Annotated in this window: 29 protein-coding genes and 1 pseudogene; 16 read left to right on the top strand and 14 right to left on the bottom strand. The window is 64.6% G+C overall.

Annotated features, from left to right (window positions below):
• Window positions 1-111: 111 nt before the first annotated feature.
• Window positions 112-405 (top strand): hypothetical protein, encoded by a 294-nt coding sequence (locus ACM43_RS20985; RefSeq protein ID WP_271542558.1) that lies wholly within the window; start codon window positions 112-114, stop codon window positions 403-405.
• 2 nt (window positions 406-407) lie between these two features.
• Here ACM43_RS20985 and ACM43_RS20980 read toward each other — a convergent pair whose 3' ends face one another.
• The gene (locus ACM43_RS20980) at window positions 408-920 is read right to left on the bottom strand and encodes a DUF4142 domain-containing protein (RefSeq protein WP_271542556.1); all 513 of its coding nucleotides are present in this window, start codon (window positions 918-920) and stop codon (window positions 408-410) included.
• A gap of 95 nt (window positions 921-1,015) precedes the next feature.
• Between ACM43_RS20980 and ACM43_RS20975 the strand changes: the two genes are divergently transcribed.
• The 3 genes from ACM43_RS20975 to ACM43_RS20965 all read left to right on the top strand — a co-directional run bounded on the left by ACM43_RS20975 (window position 1,016) and on the right by ACM43_RS20965 (window position 1,727).
• Entirely contained in the window at window positions 1,016-1,210 is a 195-nt protein-coding gene (locus ACM43_RS20975; protein ID WP_074447527.1) for a hypothetical protein, read from the top strand.
• Between the two features lie 113 nt (window positions 1,211-1,323).
• On the top strand, window positions 1,324-1,452 hold the full coding sequence (locus tag ACM43_RS20970; RefSeq protein WP_271542554.1) for a hypothetical protein: 129 nt from the start codon (window positions 1,324-1,326) through the stop codon (window positions 1,450-1,452).
• A 71-nt stretch (window positions 1,453-1,523) separates the two neighbouring features.
• Entirely contained in the window at window positions 1,524-1,727 is a 204-nt protein-coding gene (locus ACM43_RS20965; RefSeq protein ID WP_036038118.1) for a hypothetical protein, read from the top strand.
• Between the two features lie 147 nt (window positions 1,728-1,874).
• Here the strand turns inward: ACM43_RS20965 and ACM43_RS20960 are convergent, their stop codons facing one another.
• Window positions 1,875-2,120 carry a hypothetical protein gene (locus ACM43_RS20960; RefSeq protein WP_271542552.1) on the bottom strand — a complete coding sequence of 82 codons (246 nt, stop codon included), beginning with the start codon at window positions 2,118-2,120 and terminating at the stop codon, window positions 1,875-1,877.
• 169 nt (window positions 2,121-2,289) lie between these two features.
• Between ACM43_RS20960 and ACM43_RS20955 the strand changes: the two genes are divergently transcribed.
• Complete coding sequence (locus ACM43_RS20955; protein WP_271542546.1) at window positions 2,290-2,457, top strand: hypothetical protein; 168 nt, start codon at window positions 2,290-2,292, stop codon at window positions 2,455-2,457.
• A gap of 95 nt (window positions 2,458-2,552) precedes the next feature.
• On the opposite strand, the gene ACM43_RS20950 is transcribed toward ACM43_RS20955, so the two are convergent.
• The 6 genes from ACM43_RS20950 to ACM43_RS20925 all read right to left on the bottom strand — a co-directional run bounded on the left by ACM43_RS20950 (window position 2,553) and on the right by ACM43_RS20925 (window position 6,798).
• The gene (locus tag ACM43_RS20950) at window positions 2,553-3,041 is read right to left on the bottom strand and encodes a DUF3147 family protein (RefSeq protein ID WP_157286965.1); all 489 of its coding nucleotides are present in this window, start codon (window positions 3,039-3,041) and stop codon (window positions 2,553-2,555) included.
• The gene (locus tag ACM43_RS20945) at window positions 3,041-3,388 is read right to left on the bottom strand and encodes a DUF3147 family protein (RefSeq protein ID WP_271542545.1); all 348 of its coding nucleotides are present in this window, start codon (window positions 3,386-3,388) and stop codon (window positions 3,041-3,043) included. The genes ACM43_RS20950 and ACM43_RS20945 overlap by 1 nt, the downstream gene beginning before the upstream one ends.
• Window positions 3,385-3,972 carry a phosphatase PAP2 family protein gene (locus ACM43_RS20940; RefSeq protein ID WP_271542544.1) on the bottom strand — a complete coding sequence of 196 codons (588 nt, stop codon included), beginning with the start codon at window positions 3,970-3,972 and terminating at the stop codon, window positions 3,385-3,387. The genes ACM43_RS20945 and ACM43_RS20940 overlap by 4 nt, the downstream gene beginning before the upstream one ends.
• A gap of 160 nt (window positions 3,973-4,132) precedes the next feature.
• The gene (locus tag ACM43_RS20935) at window positions 4,133-4,687 is read right to left on the bottom strand and encodes a DUF4142 domain-containing protein (protein WP_271542542.1); all 555 of its coding nucleotides are present in this window, start codon (window positions 4,685-4,687) and stop codon (window positions 4,133-4,135) included.
• 87 nt (window positions 4,688-4,774) lie between these two features.
• A complete protein-coding gene (locus ACM43_RS20930; protein WP_157286961.1) occupies window positions 4,775-5,002 on the bottom strand; it encodes a hypothetical protein in 228 nt (75 codons plus the stop codon).
• 8 nt (window positions 5,003-5,010) lie between these two features.
• Window positions 5,011-6,798, bottom strand: coding sequence for a thiamine pyrophosphate-requiring protein (locus ACM43_RS20925; protein ID WP_271542540.1), 1,788 nt, complete (start codon window positions 6,796-6,798; stop codon window positions 5,011-5,013).
• A gap of 146 nt (window positions 6,799-6,944) precedes the next feature.
• Between ACM43_RS20925 and ACM43_RS20920 the strand changes: the two genes are divergently transcribed.
• Window positions 6,945-7,319 carry a PRC-barrel domain-containing protein gene (locus tag ACM43_RS20920; protein ID WP_157287000.1) on the top strand — a complete coding sequence of 125 codons (375 nt, stop codon included), beginning with the start codon at window positions 6,945-6,947 and terminating at the stop codon, window positions 7,317-7,319.
• 24 nt (window positions 7,320-7,343) lie between these two features.
• Here ACM43_RS20920 and ACM43_RS20915 read toward each other — a convergent pair whose 3' ends face one another.
• On the bottom strand, window positions 7,344-7,808 hold the full coding sequence (locus ACM43_RS20915) for a winged helix-turn-helix transcriptional regulator (protein ID WP_271542538.1): 465 nt from the start codon (window positions 7,806-7,808) through the stop codon (window positions 7,344-7,346).
• 172 nt (window positions 7,809-7,980) lie between these two features.
• Here ACM43_RS20915 and ACM43_RS20910 point away from each other — a divergent pair, with 172 nt between their 5' ends.
• The 5 genes and pseudogenes from ACM43_RS20910 to ACM43_RS20890 all read left to right on the top strand — a co-directional run bounded on the left by ACM43_RS20910 (window position 7,981) and on the right by ACM43_RS20890 (window position 13,067).
• A complete protein-coding gene (locus ACM43_RS20910; RefSeq protein WP_271542536.1) occupies window positions 7,981-8,718 on the top strand; it encodes an SDR family oxidoreductase in 738 nt (245 codons plus the stop codon).
• A 62-nt stretch (window positions 8,719-8,780) separates the two neighbouring features.
• Window positions 8,781-9,782, top strand: a complete 1,002-nt coding sequence (locus tag ACM43_RS20905; protein WP_271542534.1) for an NAD(P)H-dependent flavin oxidoreductase — start codon at window positions 8,781-8,783, stop codon at window positions 9,780-9,782.
• Window positions 9,783-9,891: 109 nt separating this feature from the next.
• Window positions 9,892-10,311, top strand: a complete 420-nt coding sequence (locus ACM43_RS20900) for a hypothetical protein (RefSeq protein WP_271542532.1) — start codon at window positions 9,892-9,894, stop codon at window positions 10,309-10,311.
• Between the two features lie 112 nt (window positions 10,312-10,423).
• A pseudogene (locus ACM43_RS20895) lies at window positions 10,424-11,989 on the top strand (alkaline phosphatase D family protein).
• 259 nt (window positions 11,990-12,248) lie between these two features.
• A complete protein-coding gene (locus ACM43_RS20890; protein ID WP_271542530.1) occupies window positions 12,249-13,067 on the top strand; it encodes an aldo/keto reductase in 819 nt (272 codons plus the stop codon).
• Between the two features lie 60 nt (window positions 13,068-13,127).
• On the opposite strand, the gene ACM43_RS20885 is transcribed toward ACM43_RS20890, so the two are convergent.
• Window positions 13,128-13,367 (bottom strand): hypothetical protein, encoded by a 240-nt coding sequence (locus ACM43_RS20885; protein WP_157286955.1) that lies wholly within the window; start codon window positions 13,365-13,367, stop codon window positions 13,128-13,130.
• 102 nt (window positions 13,368-13,469) lie between these two features.
• Window positions 13,470-13,922: a hypothetical protein gene (locus tag ACM43_RS20880; protein ID WP_198399976.1), complete on the bottom strand. Its 453-nt coding sequence runs from the start codon at window positions 13,920-13,922 to the stop codon at window positions 13,470-13,472.
• Between the two features lie 159 nt (window positions 13,923-14,081).
• Here ACM43_RS20880 and ACM43_RS20875 point away from each other — a divergent pair, with 159 nt between their 5' ends.
• On the top strand, window positions 14,082-14,354 hold the full coding sequence (locus ACM43_RS20875) for a helix-turn-helix domain-containing protein (RefSeq protein WP_036031024.1): 273 nt from the start codon (window positions 14,082-14,084) through the stop codon (window positions 14,352-14,354).
• Window positions 14,355-14,374: 20 nt separating this feature from the next.
• Here ACM43_RS20875 and ACM43_RS20870 read toward each other — a convergent pair whose 3' ends face one another.
• Window positions 14,375-15,607 carry an aminotransferase-like domain-containing protein gene (locus tag ACM43_RS20870; RefSeq protein ID WP_271542525.1) on the bottom strand — a complete coding sequence of 411 codons (1,233 nt, stop codon included), beginning with the start codon at window positions 15,605-15,607 and terminating at the stop codon, window positions 14,375-14,377.
• A 52-nt stretch (window positions 15,608-15,659) separates the two neighbouring features.
• Window positions 15,660-16,187 carry a DUF3124 domain-containing protein gene (locus ACM43_RS20865; protein WP_271542523.1) on the bottom strand — a complete coding sequence of 176 codons (528 nt, stop codon included), beginning with the start codon at window positions 16,185-16,187 and terminating at the stop codon, window positions 15,660-15,662.
• 67 nt (window positions 16,188-16,254) lie between these two features.
• Between ACM43_RS20865 and ACM43_RS20860 the strand changes: the two genes are divergently transcribed.
• The 4 genes from ACM43_RS20860 (at window position 16,255) to ACM43_RS20845 (ending at window position 21,681) form a co-directional block, all read left to right on the top strand.
• Complete coding sequence (locus ACM43_RS20860) at window positions 16,255-17,985, top strand: cation:proton antiporter (protein WP_271542521.1); 1,731 nt, start codon at window positions 16,255-16,257, stop codon at window positions 17,983-17,985.
• Between the two features lie 188 nt (window positions 17,986-18,173).
• Window positions 18,174-19,250 carry a 3,4-dihydroxy-2-butanone-4-phosphate synthase gene (ribB, locus tag ACM43_RS20855; protein ID WP_036004011.1) on the top strand — a complete coding sequence of 359 codons (1,077 nt, stop codon included), beginning with the start codon at window positions 18,174-18,176 and terminating at the stop codon, window positions 19,248-19,250.
• Between the two features lie 135 nt (window positions 19,251-19,385).
• On the top strand, window positions 19,386-20,600 hold the full coding sequence (locus tag ACM43_RS20850) for an acyl-CoA dehydrogenase (protein WP_036004014.1): 1,215 nt from the start codon (window positions 19,386-19,388) through the stop codon (window positions 20,598-20,600).
• 163 nt (window positions 20,601-20,763) lie between these two features.
• Window positions 20,764-21,681, top strand: a complete 918-nt coding sequence (locus tag ACM43_RS20845) for an MBL fold metallo-hydrolase (RefSeq protein WP_271542516.1) — start codon at window positions 20,764-20,766, stop codon at window positions 21,679-21,681.
• 70 nt (window positions 21,682-21,751) lie between these two features.
• Here ACM43_RS20845 and ACM43_RS20840 read toward each other — a convergent pair whose 3' ends face one another.
• Entirely contained in the window at window positions 21,752-22,606 is an 855-nt protein-coding gene (locus ACM43_RS20840; protein WP_271542514.1) for a DUF1499 domain-containing protein, read from the bottom strand.
• Between the last annotated feature and the right edge of the window lie 129 nt (window positions 22,607-22,735).

Here is a 22,735-nt window from a genome sequence, read left to right as displayed (position 1 = left end):
AAAGGAAAAAGGCCGCAGGGGCGGGTCGTCAACGCGTCCGTCGTCCGCAGCCCTGCTTCGGAACGGAGCGCCGAGCCTGACGGTTAGCCAGGGCAGACCGGGAGAACGGACATGAAGGCAGCAATTGTCGCCATCGCCATCACGGCGCTTGCCGCGGGGTCGGCTCTGGCGCAGGGCGGTGCGCCAAGCGGGCGCGGCTCCGTGACGGGCGACCCCGCCGCAAGCTCCGCCAACCCGCAGGCGGACACGCCGACCACCGGAGCGGCCACCCGCTCGAATCCAAGCGGAAGCGGCACGTCCTCGTCCGGCGGCAAGGACGACAACGGCGATGCGGGTCGCGATAAGATGCCGGAGAGCGACCGCACCGTGCGGCCGCAGAGCCAGCAACACCGGAACGACAAGTAGAGTTATTTGTCCGCCATGGTGCGCTCGGCGTCGCTGACCTGCGCGCGAAGCAGCGGAAGCTGTTCGCGCGCGAACGCTGCGAGCGCCGCATTGTCGGGCGCCGTCAGATAGCGCTCGAGCAGGCCGATGATCGATTCATACTCGGGAATTTGTGCGGCATAGAAACTTCTGACGTAGGCCGGACCATCCGACATTTCGGGCTCGACGAGGCTCGCGCTCAAGGATGTTGCCCTGCCGACATGCAGTTCCGCGCCGATGGCCTCCTGGACCTCTTTTAGTCGCTTGTCGCGCTTAGCCGCTTCCTCGGCGCGCAGGGCGGCGAGGTTCTTGACCTCGGCGTTGCCCTTGAGGTCGGTGTTCTCGAGCAGCCCCTGTTGAAACCGGCTGAAATTGTAGGCACCGCTGATCACCTCGATCGCGGAGGGCGCCCTTGCGCCGGGCTTTCGTTCGCCAAGGCTGTCGGCAAGCGCCGAGGTGCTGATCAATGCCAGAATGATTGCGGCGACAACTCGCATTGATCTTCAATGACGAACCGCGTGCGAAAGTTCCCCTACCATTACGATCCGGTAAGCGGGTTGCGGCGCAAGAGTTCCGTCCCCACGTCCTTTATATGAAACAGTCTGACGTCTTCAGAGACAACGCCGACAATTGTCTTCAGCTTGCCGAGCGCGCTGACGGACAGCCCGCCCATAAGCGCTATTCGCGCATGGCCGACGCCTGGACGGCACTCGCCAACGAGCAGGATTGGCTCGACGGCGAAATTTCGCCCGTTCCCGTCCATGCAGCTCCAAAGCGGAACGGGTGAGCTCGTCTTTAAAAATCTGCATGTGAGACCGCTCACGGAAGGCGCACAACTGATTTGGGATCATCCGGGAAGGTCGATCGCGGAGGTTTCCAATTGCAGAAGGAGGTTTGACGATGGCTCCACGTCTGGCTCTTCTCTCCCTCATTCTCGCCTTTGGCGTCTCCGTCGCGTTCGCGACGGTGACGACGGTGCGACAGGTGCATCTCGAGAGCGCATCTGCCGTCCATGCTGTGCGCAGCTGATTGCGGCAGCGGAACATTCGACGCCGCAATGCGTAAGCGCTCCGACACATCAGCAGAAGCGAGAGCGCATCATGGCCCATTCCGACCAAGGCATCGTCAAGGACAAGCGTGGGGAGGAGCAGCCCCGCGACAAGGAACGTGCGCAATCCGTGCACAAGGCGGATCCGAAAGGCTCGCCGTCGCGTGAAGCGACGCGCGATCCCAAGCTGAACGACAACATCAAGACGCCGGGTTCCGGCGCCATGCCGGACGGCTCGAGCGACGCCACGGGCTAAGCGCTCACCAGGAACGAATTCGCGCAGGAAGAGTCGCCGGGTTGCTTCCGGTAGTCATGCCCCCGGTGCGCCGGAAGCAATCTCCAAGGACGGCCCTGGCACCCACCGTGCCGGGGTCGTTTGCTTTTGAGCGGGGCTTTCCGTGCGTCATCCGCCGCCGCTCTCCGGATCCCCCTGAGTATGTCCTTCAGGCCCGCGGCCGAATACGCCGAAGCTGCTTGACTTCACGCCGGCAGCGGCATCGACGCCCACAGCGGCCAGTCCGAACTTCAGGAGTTCGCGGACTGCTGCCGCCCGCGTCGGCATGCGGTGCTTGAACCGGAAATCGTCAATGGCGGCCAACTCTTCCGGCGAGAGCATGACCTGGAGGCGCTCGGCGCGAAGGTCGTTCATGGCGATCACGCAAATTGAGTAGGTTGAGTAGCTTACTCAACGAACCAGCTTGATGAGAGTTCCGCGAAAGCCGACGAAGTCCGCAAGTGAGTAGGAAATCAAATGAAATCAATAATTTATTGTAACGCATGCCGCCGTAGGGCATTGTTCCCGGAAGGGAGGAGAAACCATGACGGACGAAGTCAGGTTACCTCGCAAGCTTTCCGAAGAACCCGCAGCGCCCGAGCCGGTGCGGCCAAGCCAGCAGAAGATCATCGATGAGGTCGAGCGCTGGGCCAACAGCCCGGGCCTCCAGCCGCCGCAATCGCGGCCTTCGACGGGAGCGAAAGCGAGCTAGGGCATGATCCGGAAAAGTGCGAAGCGGTTTTCCGCAAAGATCATGCGTAAACAACAATCTAAAGCGATGACGATTCATCCAAATCTCATCGCACTTTAAGGCTTTGCGAAGCGAGAGCCCGTTGCCGACGGCGAATGGCCTGATCGACGCGATTTGTGGGAGACACTGCGAAGCTTGCGTCTGAGCCACCAGGCCGACACGGACACGATGGCCCAGACCGTCAGCGCGGCTAAAAAAGCGAGCGCGACGCTTGCCCCGACAATTAAATGGAAGATAGCGGCGAACGCGGCGAGGCCGATGCTGCCGAGCGCGGCGCCGACAGCATCGAGGGCCGCGGCCTTCTGTCCGCGACGCCGCCCGCTCAGGCCGGCCTTCTCCTTGGCGTGACGCTCGTGACTTTCGATCAGCGTCGCGCTGGCGCAGAAGATGGCCGGAAGAGCAAGAAAGAGCCCGCCGACGGACAGGCCGAACTTCGAACCGATAACGCCCGCGAGCACCGTCGCACCGCCGCCGAGCACGAAGCGAATGGCGTACTCGTACCACCGCGTCTGTTTCAGCGCCGATGTCGATAGCTTCACCAGCATCAGGCGGCACCTCCCAGGCCGGCGAGCAGGCCGAAGGCGACAACGAGCCATGCGGCAAAGGCGAGGATCGTGGCTGGAAGCGCGCCGAAACGGAACCTCATCAGGAGGTGGCAGACGACGACGCTGTAGCAGGCGAGCGCGATGGCGCCATAGATCATCGTCCAGCTCTGGGCCGCAGCATATTGCGGGCCGTGCTGGACCACTGCGATGCCGAGGGTGGCCAGCGCCACCGACGGTGCGGCGCCGAGCAGCCCGGCAAAGCTCTTCGGCCGCAGCATGTCACCGACGATCGTGAAGACGGATACGATCAGGCCGCCGGCGACGAAGCGCACGAGATATTCAGTCATGGCTGTCCCCCCGAGCCCTTGCGCTGCCGCTGCCGTGACTTCGCCATCGTGAACGGCCGGAACAGGCGCTCAATGATGATGCCGAGCGTGAAACCTGCCACGACGTCGCTGGCCCAGTGCGCGAGCAGCGCGACGCGCGTCAGGGACAGCGCTACCGCAAAGGAGCGCGCCAGGCTGCGCGGGGCCGGCGGCAACAGGCCTGCGGCCGAGGCAAGGGCGCCCATATGCACGGCGTGACCTGAGGGAAATGCATCGCGCGCTCGCCCCGAAAAGGGAACGCCGCGCCTATGGCCGCTCACCGTCAGCCGGTCCGGCCTCGTCTGATCGAACACGGATTTCAAGACATGTGGCAACACGGCCGTCACCAGCGACACGATCAGGACGTGATCGGCAACGGGACGCTGCTGCGGATGCCGAAGGCGGGTGTAGAGCCATCCCACTGCCGCGAGCGCAACCAGGACATGCTCGTCGGCGCCCCAGGTCATGGCCTGGGCGGCATGCTCGAGCCCCGAGTTGGTATTGTGCGCGATCTCGTTGGCGATCGCCGTATCGATCCGGGTGGGTTTGACTGTTACAAGGGCCATCGGTCCGTCGGCGACTGTTCCTCCATGACAGTTTTGTAAAGCCCTGGAACAAAGAAGGTTCCTGGCTCAACCGGCAGGCACCGCACAGCGGCAGCGCGATGACGTTCTCATCGCGCGCCAGGAAAGGACGCCGGAGGGCCGGCGTCCTTTCAGCAATGCGTTACTTGCTGGATTGGCCGACGCTCGGCGCCCTGCCGAGGTTCTTGGCCATGTCGAGGTGGTGCTTCAACGCCGGGAGCGTCTTGCCGGCCCAATCCTTGAGCTCGGCATTGTCGCCGCCCTTGGCGTAGCGCTCGAACAGCGACACGGCATCTTCATGCGCGCTGACCTGATAGGAATTGTAGTCCGAGCTGAAATCCTTGCCGCTTGCATTCTTGAGTTTGTCGATCTTGCTCTGATGCGAGCTGTCGAGCGCCGTCGGCAGCTTGGCCTGCACCTTGCCATTGCCGACCAGTCCCTTGAGCTCGTTGCTCGTCTTGGTGTGATCGGTGATCATCTGCTGCGCGAAGGCTTTCTCTTCCGCGTTGCCCTTCTGCTGGGCGAGCTTGCTCGATTCGATCTCGAACATGTCGCTGATCGCGACCTGCGTCACGAAGTCCGCGGTCGCAGGCGCAACGCCGAGCGCCGAATTCACGCCGGTCTTTTCGCCGAGCGACTGGGCGAGGGCGGGGCCTGCGAGAACCATGCAGGCAAGAGCGATGATTGTGCGTTTCATGGTCAAATCCTTCCGAAAAGGTCGCGTGGCCGCTTGCCGGCGACGTGCGGCGACCAACACGCCGCGGGGGCCCGAGGTTCCTAACGGCTAATCCGCGCGATTCCGTCCGGTGCGCGGATTGATGGGATCTGTCGGCTTGCGTCGAAGCCGTTCGGGCAGGAACGGTTCGGCCGCCGTGGCGGTCGCGTCGGCCCGTACATCCGCGTGGTGCTGCGCCTGCTCGTGGGAGGTGCGGTTGTCATTGATCCGGCGCTTGACATCGAGACCGTCGACCGGATCGTTGACGCCGTGCCTGATGTCGCGGAAATCACTCATGGCTCGCCTCATTGCTTTCCTGGCAGGATCGATTCCAGCACCTGCCGCGCTGCTCCCTTGATCATCCCGCTCTCGTTCGGGTCGCCCTTCATCAGGGCGAGCGAGAAGTTCTTCGCCTGCTGCAAGGTGATGTGTGGCGGCAGCGGCGGCACCTCGGGATCGGTTTTCACTTCCAGCACGACGGGCATCTCGCTTGTTAGCGCCTGCTCCCAGGCCGAGCCGAGCAGCTGTGGGCTGTCGACGAAGATGCCGCACAGGCCGATCAGTTCGGCGAAGCGCGAATAGGAGACGTCGGGAATGCGCTGTGACGCCTCGAACTTGGGATCACCGTTGATGATGCGTTGCTCCCAGGTCACCTGATTGAGGTCCTCGTTGTTGAAGACGCAGACGATGAACCGCGGGTCCTTCCAGTCGCGCCAATACTTCGCCGCGGTGATCAGCTCGGCCATGTTGTTCATCTGCATGGCGCCATCGCCGACGAGTGCAATCACGGGGCGGTCCGGATGGGCGTATTTGGCCGCGAGCGCGTAAGGCACCGCAGCGCCCATCGAGGCGAGCCCGCCGGAGAGCGAGGCCGTCATGCCGCGCCGCATCTTCAGGTCGCGGGCGAACCAGTTGGCGCATGAGCCGGAATCGCTGGTGATGATGGCGCGGTCCGGCAGGCGCGGTGACAATTCCCAGGCGACGAGCTGCGGATTGACGGGCGCGGCGGGCTGATGCGCGCGGCCATCCAATGTCTTCCACCACGTCGCAACGTCGTCCTGGATGCCCTGGCGCCAGGCCCCGTCGCTCTTGGGTTTCAGCCGCGGCAACAATGCCCGCAGCGTCTCGGCCGCATCTCCGACGAGGCCGACTTCCATGGGAAAGCGGATCGACATCATGCTGGCGTCGATGTCGATCTGCACGCCGCGCGCGCTGCCTTCCTTCGGCAGGAATTCTGCGTAAGGAAAGGTCGAGCCCACCATCAGCAGCGTGTCGCATTCCATCATCATGTTGTAGCTGGGCTCGGTGCCGAGCAGGCCGATCGAGCCGGTGACCCATGGCAGGTCGTCGGGCAGCGCGGCCTTGCCGAGCAGCGCCTTGGCGCAGCCGGCCGACAGGCGGTCGGCGACCGCGATGATCTCGTCGGTGGCGTGAAGCGCGCCGGCGCCGACGAGCATTGCGACCTTCTTGCCGGCATTGAGGATATCAGCGGCGCGGTCGAGATCGACGTCGTGTGGGATGATTCTAGGGGCGCTGTATCCGACGCCCGAGTGCAGCGTGCCGTGCGCGCGGGGCGGGTCCTCGTAAGCCTCCTCCTGCAGGTCGTTGGGCAAGATGATGACGGTAGGAGTCCGCCGCGCCAGTGCGATCCGCACCGACCGATCAATCAGGTGTCGCACCTGCGCGGGCGAGGAGGCCTGCATGACGTAGGCGCCCGCGACGTCCTTGAACATGGAGAGGAGGTCGAGTTCCTGCTGATATTGGCCGCCGAGGGCGTTGCGCGACTGCTGGCCGACAATCGCCAGCACCGGCTGGTGATCGAGTAGCGCGTCGTACAGCCCGGTGACGAGATGCGATGCGCCGGGACCGGAGGTCGCAATGCAAACGCCGAGCTGACCTGAGAATTTTGCGTAAGCGGTTGCCATGAAGGCCGCCATTTCCTCGTGCCGCGCCTGCACGAAGCCGATCTTGCCGCCCGCCCGGTTCATCGCACCGAACACGCCGTTGATGCCGTCGCCGGGATAGCCAAAGATGTGGCGCACGCCCCATTGGTACAGGCGCCCAATGATGAAGTCGGAGACGGTCTGGGACATCGCGGGCGGCTCTCTCTGTTGCGGCCTCGGTAGCCTCAGAGAACCGGCTCTTGGTGGTGATGTTCCCAAAGCTTTTGCGGAATACCCGCCGGAACGATCACTCACCCCTTCCGGTTGATTGATAAATGGCTGAGTGGAGAATGACGATGCTGAATCAGGGCGAACTGGACCGTAACGAGATGGGCCGGCTGATCGGAAGCGACAAGGTCGAGGGAACCGCGGTCTACGGTGCCGATCGCAACAAGATCGGTTCAATCGAACGGGTCATGATCGACAAGATCAGCGGCAAGGTCTCATATGCGGTGCTTGGTTTCGGCGGCTTTCTCGGCCTCGGCAATGATCACTATCCGTTGCCCTGGCAGTCGCTGAAGTACGACACCGAGCTCGGCGGTTACGTGACTGCGATCACCGCCAAGGATCTGGAAGGCGCGCCGAAATACGGTGAGAAGACCGACTGGAACTGGAGTGACGACGCCGCCGTGCGCGGCATCAACTCCTATTACGGTGTTCCCTTCGCTTGAGCTTTGAGAGGCGCGGCGCCTCGCTCACCCCGCCGCTTCTCTCCGCCCCGGGCCCGCATGCACATGCACCTGCTTGGCATGCAGCACCTCGCCGCATTCCGAGCACACCATTACGGGATCGAACAGCTTGCCGCAGCTCTTGTGCTCGTGCAGCAGCGGGCGGCCGCGCTCGTCGCCCATATGGGTGTCACCCCAATGCACCATCGCCATGATGATCGGGTAGAGGTCGAGCCCCTTCTGGGTGAGGATGTATTCGTAGCGCTTCGGCGCCTCGGAATAGGGGACGCGGCGCAGGATGCCGAAGCGGACCAGCTTCTTCAGCCGCTCCGAGAGCAGATGGCGTGTGATCTGGAGCGAGGACTGAAACGCCTCGAACCGCCTGACCCGCAAGAAGCACTCGCGCAGGATCAGCAGCGTCCAGCGGTCGCCAATCGCGGCGACGGTGCGCGCAAGCGAGCAGGGCTCTTCCTCCAGCGTGTCCCATTTCATGATGCGGTTCCTCAAGTCGTCAGTCTGAAAAAGGAACTAAGTTGATCGATCAGGGAGATTTTCACTAGAAACTAACATTCAGCTGCTCAGTTTGACAGTTCTATTATTGAACTATAGCCTCCGGCACACAAACGCCGCGCGCTCGCAGCGCGGCCCATGGGAGGAGGCGGTCTTGTCCAAGCGAAACGCGACTGCGGCCGTCATCGGGGCCGGCGATTTCATCGGCGCCGAGATCGCCAAGAAGTTTGCCGCCGAAGGGTTCTCGATTTTCGCCGGCCGCCGCAATGGCGATAAGCTCGCGCCGCTGGTGCAAGAGATCGAAGCCGCCGGTGCTGACATCCACGCCCGCTCGCTCGACGCGCGGAAGGAGGATGAGGTCATCGCCTTCCTCAATGACGCCGACAAGCATGCACCGCTCGAAGTCTGCATCTTCAACGTCGGCGCCAACGTCAATTTCCCGATCCTCGACACCACCGAGCGCGTGTTTCGGAAAGTGTGGGAGATGGCCTGCTATTCCGGCTTCCTCGCCGGGCGCGAGGCCGCGCGGCTGATGCTGCCGCGCGGCGGCGGCAACATCTTCTTCACGGGTGCGACCGCGAGCTTGCGCGGCGGCAGCGGCTATGCCGCCTTCGCCAGCGCCAAGTTCGGCCTGCGCGCGGTCGCGCAGGCGATGGCGCGCGAGCTCGGGCCGAAGAACATCCACGTCGCCCATCTCATCATCGATTCCGGCGTCGACACCGAATGGGTGCGCCAGCGCCGGCTCGAGGCGCTCGGGCCGAATGCGCTCGATAATCCCGACCTCCTGATGCCGCCGTCCTCGGTCGCGAACGCCTATTGGCAGCTTTACCAGCAGCCGAAGAGCGCCTGGACTTTCGAGATGGAGATCCGCCCCTTCGGAGAGAAATGGTGACCGCGGCGAGAAAGTCCGGCTAGACTGAGCTCAACATCAAGCAAATTCCGGGAGGATTTTCAGTGAAGACCGCGATCACCGAACTGTTCGGCATCGAGCACCCGATCATCCAGGGCGGCATGCATTTCGTCGGCTTCGCCGAGCTGGCCGCTGCCGTCTCCAATGCCGGCGGGCTCGGCATCATCACCGGTCTCACGCAGAAGACGCCCGAGCTGCTCGCCAAGGAGATCGCGCGCTGCCGCGACATGACGGACAAGCCGTTCGGCGTCAACCTCACCTTCCTGCCGGCCTTCTCGGCGCCGCCTTATCCAGAATACATCGCGGCCATCGCCGAGGGCGGCATCAAGGCCGTGGAGACCGCGGGCCGCAGCCCGGAAGCCTACATGCCGGCGCTGAAGGCCGCCGGCATCAAGGTCATCCACAAATGCACATCGGTGCGCCACTCGCTGAAGGCCGAGCGCATCGGCTGCGACGCCGTCAGCGTCGACGGCTTCGAGTGCGGCGGCCATCCCGGCGAGGACGACATTCCCAACATGATCCTGCTGCCGCGTGCGGCGGAGGAGTTGAAAATCCCATTCGTCGCCTCCGGCGGCATGGCCGATGGTCGCAGCCTGGTCGCGGCGCTCTCGCTGGGCGCGGCGGGCATGAACATGGGCACGCGCTTCATCGCCACCAAGGAAGCGCCGGTGCACCAGAACGTGAAGGACGCGCTGGTCGCGGCCACCGAGCTCGACACCCGCCTGATCATGCGGGCGTTGCGCAATACCGAGCGCGTCCTGAAGAACGCCAATGTCGACCGCCTGCTCGAGATCGAGCGCGAAAAGGGCGCCAAGCTCACGATCGACGACATCCACGACCAGGTCGCGGGCGTCTATCCCAGGATCATGCTGGACGGCCAGATGGATGCCGGCGCCTGGAGCTGCGGCATGGTCGCGGGCCTGATCCACGACATCCCGTCCTGCAAGGAGCTGATCGATCGCATCATGGCCGAGGCTGAAACCATCATCCGCAGCCGCCTGATGGGGTTCCTGGACGGGACGGACGCTGCGCGAAAGGTCGCCTGACACCGCCAAACTTCTTAACCACGGCGGCATCTGACCGCTGGAATTACGCGCGGCGCCTCCTAGATAGGGGTAAATTGCCCCTTTCATAAATCGATTTCAGGAGGCGTCCGTGGTCCTGAAAAGCGTTCCCTTCGCAATTGCCTTTGCCCTCGTGGTCGCAGGGGCCGGTGTTGCGCGCGCCGACGACTACAAGCCGGGCGAATATCTCGGCCTCGATCTATCCAAGGCGGTGCTGTCGCCGAAACGTCTCGGGCCGGAGACGCACTTCGCGCCGGTCGCACTCGAAGCGCGTGGCGGCAACGAGGCACAGGCGCGCGCTGAGCCCGTCGACGTGCCGAAGAAGGTTGCCGCCGAACGCGTTCGTGTGGCCGAGCCGAAGGGCACGCATGCGGCGAGCAGCCAGCCGCGGGGCGCGGCCCGCGCCAAGCTCGCGCACCGCCGCGGCAACCCGCTCGATGCGCAGGCACTGGACACCCGCATCCAGACCTGGCCATGCCGCTCCGGCGGCATCTGCAACTGGAAGCGGTGATCACAGGCGTCATCCCCGCGTCGCAAAACCGTAGGCGCGGAGTCAAGAAACCGTAAGCTGGGAGTCAAGGAGCGCAGGCACCTTCCGTCGAGATTCGACGAAGGTCTCCTGAATGGCAACGCTCCGCGCCTCGCGCGCATGGACCCGGCGGCAGTTTCTGGTCCGCTCCGCTTCCAGTCTCGCCATCGCCGCGCTCGCGAAGCCTCATTTGAGCCGCGCGGCCGATCGGCCGCAGATCGCAGGCGGCATCCAGTCCGGCGATGTCTCCGGCGGCTCCGCGGTGATCTGGGCGCGCGCCGATCGGCCCGCGCGGATGCAGGTGGAATGCTCTACGGTCGAGAGCTTCAAGACCATCATCGCCTCGGCCTCCGGCGATGCGCTGCCCGCCGCCGATCTCACTGCAAAACTCCTGCTGGCGGATCTGCCGCCCGGGCAGGACATCTTCTACCGCGTCCGCTTCGACGACATCGCCACCGGTCTCCTCGGTGAAAGCCGCATCGGCCATTTCCGCACCGCGCCGGCAGCGCGTCAGTCGATCTCGTTTCTGTGGTCCGGCGACACCGCCGGGCAGGGCTGGGGCATCGACGTCTCCCGCGGCGGCTATCGCAGCTATCGCACCATGCTCGACAACAATCCGGATTTCTTCATTCACTGTGGCGATCACATCTACGCGGACTGCACGATCCCTTCCGAGCAGAAGCTGCCGAACGGCGACACCTGGCGCAACATCGTCACCGAAGAGAAATCGGAGGTGGCGCACACCCTGGCGCAGTTCCGCGGCAACTACAAATACAACCATCTCGACGAGCACTTCCGCGCCTTCCATGCGCAGGTGCCGATGTTCGCGCAGTGGGACGATCACGAGGTGACCAACGACTGGTCGCCGATCGGGACCTATGACGAGTCCGGACACGAGGACGACGGCACCCCGCGCCTGGTCGCGCGAGCCCGCCGGGCCTTCTTCGACTTCATGCCGATCCGCGACATCGGCGCGCGGCACGGCCGCGTCTATCGCAAGATCGCCTACGGCCCGCTGCTCGACGTCTTCATGATCGACATGCGCAGCTACCGCGACGAGAGCTGGAACAAGGGCGATGATCACCGCGGCTGGATCCTGGGCGCCGAGCAGCTCGCCTGGCTCAAGCGCGAGCTCGCCGCTTCGCGCGCGACCTGGAAGGTGATCGCGGCCGATTTGCCGATCGGCCTGATCAGCCTGGATGCCGTTGCGCTCGGCGATGGGCCGCCCGACCGGCGCTAGCACGAGATCGCGGATCTGCTCGCCTCGATTAAACGTGCCGGCATCCGCAACATCGTCTGGCTCACCGCCGACATGCACTACACCGCCGCGCACTATTACGATCCGAGCAAGGCGCAATTTAGGGATTTCGAGCCGTTCTGGGAGTTCGTCTCCGGCCCGTTGCATGCCGGCAGCTGGGGACCGGGCGAGCTCGACGACACCTTCGGCCCGGCCGCGATGTACCAGCATGGCTGCAGCGCCGCGCAGGGCGAGAATCTCGCGCCCTGCTTCGGCCTGCAGTTCTTCGGGCGGGTCGACATCGACGGCCACAGCGGCGTGATGACGGTGACCCTGAAGGACGTCGACAATCGCGACCTCTGGTCGGTCGACATCGTACCGCAGCCGCAGGTGCATCCTTCGCTGGTGGCGCAGCATTGGTGAGGTTGCGGCGCGCCAGTCGTCATGCCCGGGCTTGTCCCGGGCATCCACGTTCTTCGTGCCGCGTGGCAATGCGTGGAGGGCCGGGACAAGCCCGGCCATGACAATGGAGAGGCATTGCTAACCCGATCTTGATTGGCCGCCGTGCTCCTCCCGCGCTAGGGTGGGGGGTCCCGCCACTTCTTCTCCATCACTCGAAAAGTCTGCTCACGCGACATCGCCGCGCGCATCCGGTGGGCTGAATTGCTCAGGAGCCTGTTGCATGGATCATTTGAAAACACAGGGCATCAGCATGCCCAAGCTCGGCCTCGGCACCTTTCGCATGCAGGGCGATGCCTGCCGTGCCGCGGTCGAGAGCGCGCTTTCGATCGGCTATCGCCACATCGACACGGCCGAGATGTACGCCAACGAGGAGGCGATCGGTGCGGCCATCGCCGCGTCCGGCGTGCCGCGCGGTGAGCTGCACGTCACCACGAAAGTCTGGCACGAGAACCTCAGCCCCGATGCGATCCGCCGCGCTTTCGACGCCAGCCTTAGGAAGCTCCGGCTCGACCATGTCGACCTCTATCTCGTGCATTGGCCGTCGAAAGCCGCGAACTGGGGCGCGGTGTTCGAGACCCTGATGAAGCTTAAGGAGGAGGGGCGCACGCGCGCCATCGGCGTTGCCAATTTCACCACCGCGCTGCTCAAGGTCGCGGTAGAGGAGATCAAGGCGCCGATCGCCTGCAACCAGGTCGAATATCACGCCATGCTCGATCAATCGAAGGTGCTGGCCTATCTCCAAGCGCGGTCGATCCCGCTGGTTGCCTATTGTCCGCTGGCGCAAGGGCGTTTCGCGAGCGATCCGGTGCTGGCCGACATCGGCGCCCGGCACGATGCCACCGCCGCGCAGGTCGCGTTGAAATGGCTGCTCGACCAGGACGGCGTCGCCGCGATCCCGAAGGCCTCGCGTCGCGAGAGCCAGCAGGCCAATCTCGACGCGCTGAAGATCACGCTCGACGATGCCGACCGCATAAAAATCGCCGCGCTGGCGAAGGACAGACGTTGCGTCAATCCCGGCTTCGCACCGGCATGGGATTAGCTGCAATGACAAGCAATAGAAATGGCCCCGTGAGGGGCCATTTCCATGTTGCGTTGCGCATTAGTCCCAGTGGTGGTGATGGCGATGGCTGCGCTTGATGACGACAACCTTGTCGCCGCGATGGTGGCGATGCCAGCCATGGCGATGTCCGCGGAATTCGGCGCGGGCGCCGTACGGGCCGTGGTGATGATGATGATAGCCGCCGCTGCGCTTGATCACCACCGTCTCCGCACTTGCGAGTGTCGGCGCCGCGATCACGAGCGCACCGAGAGCCGCAACCACATAACCAAGCTTTTTCATGATGTCCTCCTCCAAACGAATGCACATCTAAACCGCAGATTTGCGCGAACGTTCCGGAGGAGCGGGAAGAGAATTCTGAACGGATGTTCAGACGAAGGCGTGCTAATCGCAGCGCTGCTGCGCGGGCGTCGGCGCACCGCTGGCGACGTATTTGCCGTTCCTTATCGTGTACTCGCCGCGCTCGCTGCGATTGTAGATCGCGCGCAGGCTGCCGTCCTTCTGCAACAGCAACCCGAACTCGCGGGCCTGATGCAACGAGGGGAAGTACACCATGACATTGAGCAGGCCCTCGGCATTGACCGTGGCGGACACCACCTCGTTCTCGTCCCTGGCCTCGCCGAAATTGCGCCGGTACATCACCCGGCCGTCTTTCCGGATTTCGTAAGTCAAGCGCGCGCCCTGGTCGCGGTCGGGCCTACCCGAGCAATCGACCGCCCACGAGCCGAGCAGGCCCCATTGCTCCACGGTCACGGCCAGCGTCTCGGCACCAGCCGTGGGGGTGAACGCGACCCACAGCACCGCAGCCGCGATCCAGCGGCCCGAACAACGCATCATGTCCTGAAAAACCCCGCCTCGAACAATTCCAAAGTCTAGCATCCCGCGCGCGACCCCGCCACGGAAGCCGCCGATCGCCCGCGAATTTGATCCGCGTCAATGAGGTAGGGCGTTTGGAAGGTAAGATGGCGTTTCCCGAAGGCGAACGTGGATAGAGCAATGCTGAATCAAGTCATGGATTTTGCGGGCGAAGTGCTGCCGGGGAGCTGTGCCGTACCGCCTTATTCCGAGGCCGCATTTCTGAGCGAGTTGGGCGATCGCCTGCGGTCCTCCCGCATGCGCTGCGATCTGTCGCGCCGGGAGCTCGCCCGCCGCTCGGGGATCTCCGAGCGCTACATCGCCCAGATCGAGGCCGGCAAAGGCAACGTCTCCATCGTCCTGTTGCTGCGGCTGGCTTCCGCGATTCACGGCAGTCAGCCACAGGCGGCGTGAGGAGACGTCCGGACCGGGCCTCAGGCTCGCTTCTCCACATTGGCGCTGCGGGCGGGCACGCCGAACTCCTTGCGGCAGACCTCAGCTAGCACGGCGACGCCATCGCGGATCTGCTGATGCGTGGGGCTGGCAAAGCACAGCCGCAGCCGCGAGGCGGAATGGCCCTTGCTGGTCGACCATTCCGGCCCCGGATTGATCGAGACGCCGGCGGCGAGCGCGGCCTGATACAGCTTCAGCGTATCGACCTGGTCGGGCAGCTTGACCCAGAGGAAGATGCCGCCCTTGGGCTCCTCGAACTCAGCGGCGGTCCCGAACTGCTCGTTGAGGGCTTCCATCAGCGTGTCGAGCTTGCTGCGCAGCGCCTTGGTCAGGGTCGGCACGTGGGTTGAAAAGTGCGGCTTGCAGTAAGTGGCGAGCACCATCTGCTCCAGCGCACCGGAGCCCGCATCCGTCTTCAGCGCGAGCATCCGTGACATCACCTCCCAGGGCGCCACGACGAAGCCGACGCGCAGCGCCGGCGCGATCGACTTGGAAAACGAGCCGATATGAATCACGCCGCCGCTCTCGCTCATCGCGTAGATCGCGGGCGGCCGCTGCCCCGACCAGATGAGGTCGGCATAGCAATCGTCCTCGAAGATGGGCACGCCATATTCGGTCGCGAGCCGCACCAGCTCGGTGCGGCGGCTCTCGGGCATGATGCTGCCGGTCGGGTTCTGCACCGTCGGAATGGTGTAGATGTATTTCGGCCGGATGCCGCGGCGCTTCAGGTCGGCCAGCGTGGAGGCCAGCAGGTCCATGCGCATGCCGTCCTGGTCGAGCGGAATGCCGACGATGTTGACGCCGAGCCGCGCCAGGCGTGTCAGGGAGCCCTGATAGCTCTCCTGCTCGAAAATCACGGTGTCGCCGCGCGACAGCAGGGTGGCGTTGACGAGGTCGAGCGCCTGGAGCGAGCCGGAGACGATCAGGAGGTCGTCGACCGTGCAGCTGATGCCGGCGTCGCGCTTGAGTTTCGTCACCAGGAATTCGCGCAACGGCAGGTAGCCCTGCGGACCATGCGCCAGACCGTAGGTGGCGAGCGAGCGGCCCTCGCGCCGCAGCACCGTGTCGGCCGCTTCGATCAGCTCGTCGAGCGGCACCTGTTCGGAATCGTTGTTGCCGCCGACGAAGCTGTATTTGGCAAGGCCCGTCCAGCGCGCAGACGGGGCCGGCAGCCCTGCTGGAAACAGGGGCGCGAAATCGAAGCTGGACGTCATGGGAGCGTTCCTCGTTTTGTTCTTGTTGAGCGTCGGCTTTGCACCGGCCGCCTTACTTCTTGCCGGCCGTCCTGGTCGGACGGCCCTGACTGATGAAAGCGTAATGCGCGTTGGCGATGCCGCCAACCATTAAGGCTTCGACCACGGATTCTGCGATCTCGCCCGTGGCGGCCCAGTCGACCAGAAAATTGGCGCCGGTCCCGCCGCGCACGTCGTCGGTTGGTATGAAGATCGAGACGGTGGCGAGCGGCCTCAACGCCACCGGCGTCTTCAGAAAGCTCTCGACCTGCTTGCCTGCGGTGTCGAAATAGGCGATGCGTTTGATGACCGGCGGCTGGGTCTCGGAGGCGTTGTGTACGCTCAGCGTCACCGAGAAGTCGACACGCAGCTTGCCCTGGCTCAGCGCGACGCTGGAATAGGCGGGCACGTAGAAACCGCCGGAGACGGCGAGGTCCTCCTTCGGCGGCGTGGTGAGCGAATCGGCAAAGTTTTGTTCGATACTGATCTTGGATTGCGCGGCGGCGGGCACGGCAAAGGCGAAGGGAGCGAGCAGCATGGCTGCGAAGAGCCCATTCCGCATGTGACGAATTGCTCGCTTGCCGCACCGCAACCCGCCTCTAGGGTGCGGCAAAACGGACCAATTTGGCATGCATGAGCTCATTCGCGATATCACACTCTCTATTCTGTTCGCCTGGATGCTGGGGCTTCTCGCCCATTTCTCCCGGCAACCGCTGATCCTGGCCTACCTTATCGCCGGCTTCTGCATAGGTCCATTCGGTGCCGGCTGGGTCCATTCGCAGGAATCGATCAGCGTCATCTCCGAGCTCGGCCTGATCTTCATGCTGTTCATGATCGGGCTCGAGATCGACCTGAAGAAGATCGTTCGGGCCGGGCGGGTGATCCTGTTCGCGGCGGGCAGCCAGCTGCTGGGCGGCTGTCTGCTCGGGCTTTTGTTCTTCGTCGGCATCGGCCTGTCGCTCGGCGGCGGGCATTTCGATGCGGTCTATCTCTGCGTCGCCTGCGCGCTGTCGAGCACGGTCATCATCGTCAAGGTGCTCTACGAGAAGCGCGAGCTCGATACGCTGCCGGGCCGCATCACCCTCGGCATCCTCGTGCTCCAAGACATCTTCGTCATCCTGTTCCTGGCGGTGCAGCCGAGTCTGGCCAATCTGCAGGTCAGCGTCATCCTGCTCTCGATCGGCCGCGTCGCGGTGCTGGTCACGGCCGCGCTGCTGGTCAGCCGCTACGTGCTGCCGCGCCTGTTCCACCAGATCGCCCGGCGGCCCGAGCTGATCCTGCTCGGTGCGCTCGCCTGGTGCTTTCTCGTCGCCGAGACCGCGTATCAACTGTCGCTGTCGCGCGAGATGGGTGCGCTGATCGCCGGCGTCTCGCTCTCGACCTTCCCCTATGCGCTCGATGTCACCGCCAAGGTCACCACGCTGCGCGACTTCTTCATCACGCTGTTCTTCGTCGCGCTCGGCATGACCATTCCTGTGCCCGGCCTCTCGGTGATCAGCCTCGCCTTGATGATCGCGGCGTTCACGGTGGTGAGCCGCCTCGTCACCACCTTCATTCCGCTCTACCTGATGAAGCAGGGCCTCCGCGCCAGCCTGTTGCCGGCGCTCAACCTCGCGCAAATCTCCGAATTCTCGCTGGTGGTGATCCAGACCGGCGTCGCGGACCGCCACATCGCTGCCGAGACGGCGAATGCGGCTTCGTTCGCCTTCGTGGTGCTGGCGGTGCTCTCGACCTTCGTGATGACCCGCAGCGACGAGATCACCCGTTGGGCGATCGGCCCCTTGAAGCGGATCGGCCTGCGCGATCTCGACCATGGCAACGGCCATGCCGAGGAGGGCCACGAGGGCGGCCATGGCGAGGCCCGCCGCATCGTCATCCTCGGCTTTTTCCGTGCGGCAAGCGCGCTGCTGGCCGAGATCGAACGGCAGGCACCGGTGCTGCTCGAGCAGATCACCGTGGTCGATTTCAACCCCAATGTGTACCAGACCCTGCTTTCACGTGGTCTGCACGTGATCTATGGCGACATCAGCAGCGCCGACACGCTGCTCCATGCCGGCGTCGGCAAGTCCGAGATGATCATCCTCAGCGTGCCGGATTCGCTGCTGAAGGGCGCCACCAACGAGAAGCTGGTCCGTCACGTCCGCGCGCTCAATCCGACCGCCCTGATCGTCGCCACGGCCGACCTGTTGGCCGACGTCGGCGCGCTCTACGAGGCCGGCGCCAGCTACGTCACCGTGACCCGACTCAGCGATGCACATGAGCTGTTTACCGTGATCGAAGCCGCCCAGGCCGGCCTGCTCGCGGACAAGCGCGCCGAGCTCGATCAGCGCCTCGGCGAGCGCCGCGAGGTGCTGCCCTGACGGCGTAGGGCCGCCTTCCTTGCAGCCTTCCTTGCGGGCAATCTGCGCCTATATCGCTGGTATGCCCGGTGCAAGCCTGAAACCCATCGGCAGGCCCGCCCTCGGGCATATGTGGTTGCGCTGGGGAGACTAGCGCCCCGACCCAAGTCCGGCTAAGCCTCCCGGCCATAACCGATAGAGATTGGGAAATGCCCGATAGCGTTCAGGAAGTCTTGCAGGCCTTTGCCCGGGGTGAGCTCGTGGTCGTCACCGACGACGAGGACCGCGAGGGCGAGGGCGATCTGATCGTCGCCGCCTCGCTCTGCACCGCCGAGAAGATGGCCTTCATCATCCGCCATACCTCCGGCATCGTCTGCGCGCCCGTGACGACCGAGGACGCGCGCCGGCTGCGGCTCGATCCGATGGTCGCCCACAACGATTCCGCGCACACCACCGCGTTCACGGTCTCGATCGACTACAAGCCCGACGGCGGCACCGGCATCTCCGCCGAGGAGCGCGCCTCGTGCTGCCGTGCGCTCGCCAATCCCAATGTCGGCGCCAACGACTTCGCCCGGCCCGGCCACATCTTTCCGCTGATCGCCAAGGACGGCGGCGTGCTGCTGCGCTCCGGCCACACCGAGGCCGCCGTCGACCTCTGCAAGCTGTCCGGCCTGCCGCCGGTCGGCGTCATCAGCGAGCTCATGAACGACGACGGCAGCGTGATGAAGGGCGAGCAGGTCGCGCAATTCGCGGTCAGGCACAAGCTCAAGCACGTCACCATCGCGGACATGATCGCCTACCGCCAGGCGCGCGAGAAGCTGATCGAGCGGGTCTCGACCTTCGTCACCGACAGCCCGATCGGTCCCTTGCAGGGCTATGCCTACCGTTCACCGTTCGATTCCATCGCTCACGTCGCCTTCGTCTACAACGGGGTCGGCGACGGCAAGAACGTGCTGACGCGCTTCCACAAGCCGAACATCGTCAAGGACACTTTCACCGGCCACAAGCGCATGGCCGCCGTGCTCGAGCATTTCAAGAAGACCGGCCGCGGCGTGCTGGTCTACCTGCGCGACGGCGCGGCCGGCGTGCCCGTTTCGCCGCTGCCGGACGAGACGTCGACGGAGGCCGACCGCAACCGCCAGTGGCGCGAGGTCGGCGTCGGCGCGCAGATCCTGCGCGACCTCGGCGTGACTTCGATCCGGCATCTCACCTCGTCGGTGCACGACTACAAGGGCCTGTCGGGCTTCGGCATCGAGATCGTCGCCAACGAGCAGCTCGAAAGCTGACACGCATTGTCTTTCCCGGTCGCGCTGAAAGCGCCACCCCGGAACGACCGAAGCCAGGATGCAATTGAACTTGTTGCCGCGGCGCTTTACTTTGTCGGGCAATTATCGACGGAACCAGACGCGAAAGGACGTTTCATGAGCGTGCGCCCTCAGGCCAAGGACAAGCCGGCTGCGGCTTCTTTCCAGTGGGACGATCCGTTCCTGCTCGACGAGCAGCTCACCGAAGACGAGCGCATGGTGCGCGACACCGCCCGCGCCTATGCGCAGGACAAGCTGCTGCCGCGCGTCTCCAAGGCCTATCTCGAGGAGAAGACCGACCGTGAGATCTTCAACGAGATGGGCGAGCTCGGCCTGATCGGCATCACGCTGCCGGAAGAATATGGCTGCGCCAATGCGAGCTACGTCGCCTATGGCCTCGTCGCGCGCGAGATCGAGCGGGTCGATTCCGGCTATCGCTCGATGAACTCGGTGCAGTCCTCGCTGGTGATGTACCCGATCTACGCCTATGGCGACGAGAACCAGCGCAAGAAGTACCTGCCCAAGCTCGCCAGCGGCGAGTGGGTCGGCTGCTTCGGCCTGACCGAGCCCGACGCCGGCTCTGATCCGGCCGGCATGAAGACCCGTGCCGAGAAGGTGTCGGACGGCTATCGCCTCACCGGCAGCAAGATGTGGATCTCGAACGCGCCGATCGCCGACGTCTTCGTGGTCTGGGCCAAGTCGGCCGCGCACGACAACCAGATCCGCGGCTTCGTGCTGGAGAAGGGCATGAAGGGCCTGTCCGCGCCGAAGATCGGCGGCAAGCTCTCGCTGCGCGCCTCCATCACCGGTGAGGTCGTGATGGACGGCGTCGTGGTCCCGGAGGACGCCCTGCTGCCCAACGTCTCCGGCCTCAAGGGCCCGTTCGGCTGCCTCAATCGCGCCCGCTACGGCATCTCCTGGGGTGCGCTTGGCGCCGCCGAGGACTGCATGCATCGCGCCCGCCAATACACGCTCGACCGCAAGCAGTTCGGCAAGCCGCTCGCCGCGACCCAGCTGGTGCAGAAGAAGCTCGCCGACATGGAGACCGAGATCGCCCTCGGCCTGCAGGGCTCGCTTCGCGTCGGCCGCCTGATGGACGAGGGCAAGTTCGCGCCCGAGATGATCTCGATCATGAAGCGCAACAATTGCGGCAAGGCCCTCGACATCGCCCGCACCGCCCGCGACATGCACGGCGGCAACGGCATCTCGATCGAGTATCACGTGATGCGCCACGTCCATAATCTCGAGACGGTCAACACCTACGAGGGCACCCACGACGTCCACGCCCTGATCCTGGGCCGCGCGATCACGGGCATTCAGGCGTTCTTCTAGTCACTGTGTTTTTCCGCCGCGGCTAGCTTGCTCAACTGTCATCGCCCGCGCAGGCGGGCGATCCAGTATCCCAGAGACTTCGCTTTTGTCACTGGCGCTGCGGCGTACTGGATACCCCGCCTTCGCGGGGTATGACGGCGAAGAGTGTGGCACAGGAAGTCCCATGTCCGACAACGACGACGTCCCGTTCAACCGCAACTTTCCGCTGAAGCCCGGCATCGTCGAGGAGGTCCGCCCCGGCGTGCGGCGCGTGCTCTGCAACAATCCGAGCCCGTTCACCTTCACGGGCACGGTCAGCTACATCGTCGGCAAGGGCAATGTCGCGATCATCGATCCCGGTCCAGACGATGCGGCGCATGCGGCGGCGCTGCTCGATGCCGTGCGTGGCGAGACCGTTACGCACATCTTCGTCACCCACACCCATCGCGACCATTCGCCGAACACCGCGCGGATCAAGCAGGCGACGGGAGCGCCGGTCTATGCCGAAGGCCCGCATCGCGCCTCGCGGCCGCGATTCGAGAGCGAGAAGCACAATCCGGAATCGGGCGCCGACCGCGATTTTACCCCGGACGTCAATCTCGCACACGGCGACGTCGTGGAAGGCAACGGCTGGCGGCTCGAGGCCGTCGCGACGCCCGGCCACACCGCCAATCATCTGGCATTCGCCTGGCCCGAGCGGAAGTTCAACTTTGTCGGCGATCACGTGATGGGCTGGTCGACCTCGATCGTGGCACCACCGGACGGCTCGATGATCGACTACATGGACTCGCTCGACCGGCTCGCCGCCCGCGAGGAGGATCTCTATTTCTCTGGCCATGGCCCCGAGATTCCCGAAGGCCAGCGCTTCGTGCGCTTCCTGATCCGCCACCGCAAGGCACGCGAGGCCTCGATCCTGCACCGCCTCGCCAAGGGCGAGACCGACATCCCGACCATGGTCCGCGCGATCTATATCGGTATCGATCCGCGCCTGACGACAGCTGCCGGCTATTCCGTGCTGGCGCATTTGGAAGATCTGGTCGCCCGCGGCGTGGTGGCGACGGATGGCGATCCCGTGATCGGCGGGACCTATCGGATGGCCTAGGGGCGAATAGCGAATGGGGAATAGCGAATGGGCGGCTCCATTCGCTATTCGCTACTCCCCATTCGCCAAGTCACTTCTTCACCGTCTTCGCCGGCGCCTTGGGCGGCGTCACCGGCGTCTTCTTCACCGGCTTGAGTGCATCGGCGTCGGCGGCGGTGTTGAGGTCGTCGATGAATGTCTTGACGCGTGCGGCGTTGCTGCCGAGGTCGCTGTCGAAATTGCGCGACGCAGAGCGGATATCGACGCGGGAATCATCGCCATCCGGCACGACCCTGATCGAAACGTCCTCGCGGAAACCCATGATCGGCGTGCGCGCCACCGCCTCGATGCGGCCGATGCGGCGCGGCGGCTGCGGTGCGCGCTCGTCGATCACGATCCATTTGCGCTTGTGGACGAGCTGAAGCGCGATCGCATAGGCGCGGTCGGCCGAGATCTCGAGCTCGACGGGCTCGATCTCGGGATAGAAATGGCGCTGCTGCTCCGCCGAATAGAGGCCGGCATAGACCGCGGTGTTGGTGCCCTCGCCGGTGCGCAGGCGCGCCAGCGCATCGAAGCGCGGCGGATCGATCGGGTCGGTGGTGATGTCGTAGATCGACGGCAGCTTGCGATATTGAACGGCCAGATAGGCGGGATAGGCGAGGATCGCCCCGTCGATCAGGAAGGCGAGCAGGATGCGCGCCATGCCGCGCGAGCCGTTCTGCCAGATTGCGGCAAAGCCGGCGAGCCCGAACAGGATCGAGAGGCCGGCGATCGCGAGCCCGCCGATGAACGTCGCCAGCGCCGGCTTGGGCTCCAGGAAATCGAAACGGACGACGATGATCGACACCACCACCGCCAGAACCGCGAACACGGCCAGATTGCGCGCCCAGCTCGCGAGGCTGGACACGGGCTCCGACTGGTAGGGAGCGGAAAACCTGCGGGCCATCGGGTGAGCTCTGCCGGGGTTGGCGATGCCGGCCGATCTGGCGCGACGATGCGCCGTTGAGACCACGGCCGAGGGGCAAATTCAAGGGTCGATCACCCTCTTACCCTCCCCTGGAGGGGGAGGGTCGGC

Origin of the sequence: Bradyrhizobium sp. CCBAU 45321 (genome assembly GCF_028128975.1) — a bacterium.
Taxonomy (GTDB): domain Bacteria; phylum Pseudomonadota; class Alphaproteobacteria; order Rhizobiales; family Xanthobacteraceae; genus Bradyrhizobium; species Bradyrhizobium yuanmingense.
This window is presented reverse-complemented; position numbering and strand designations above follow the sequence as displayed.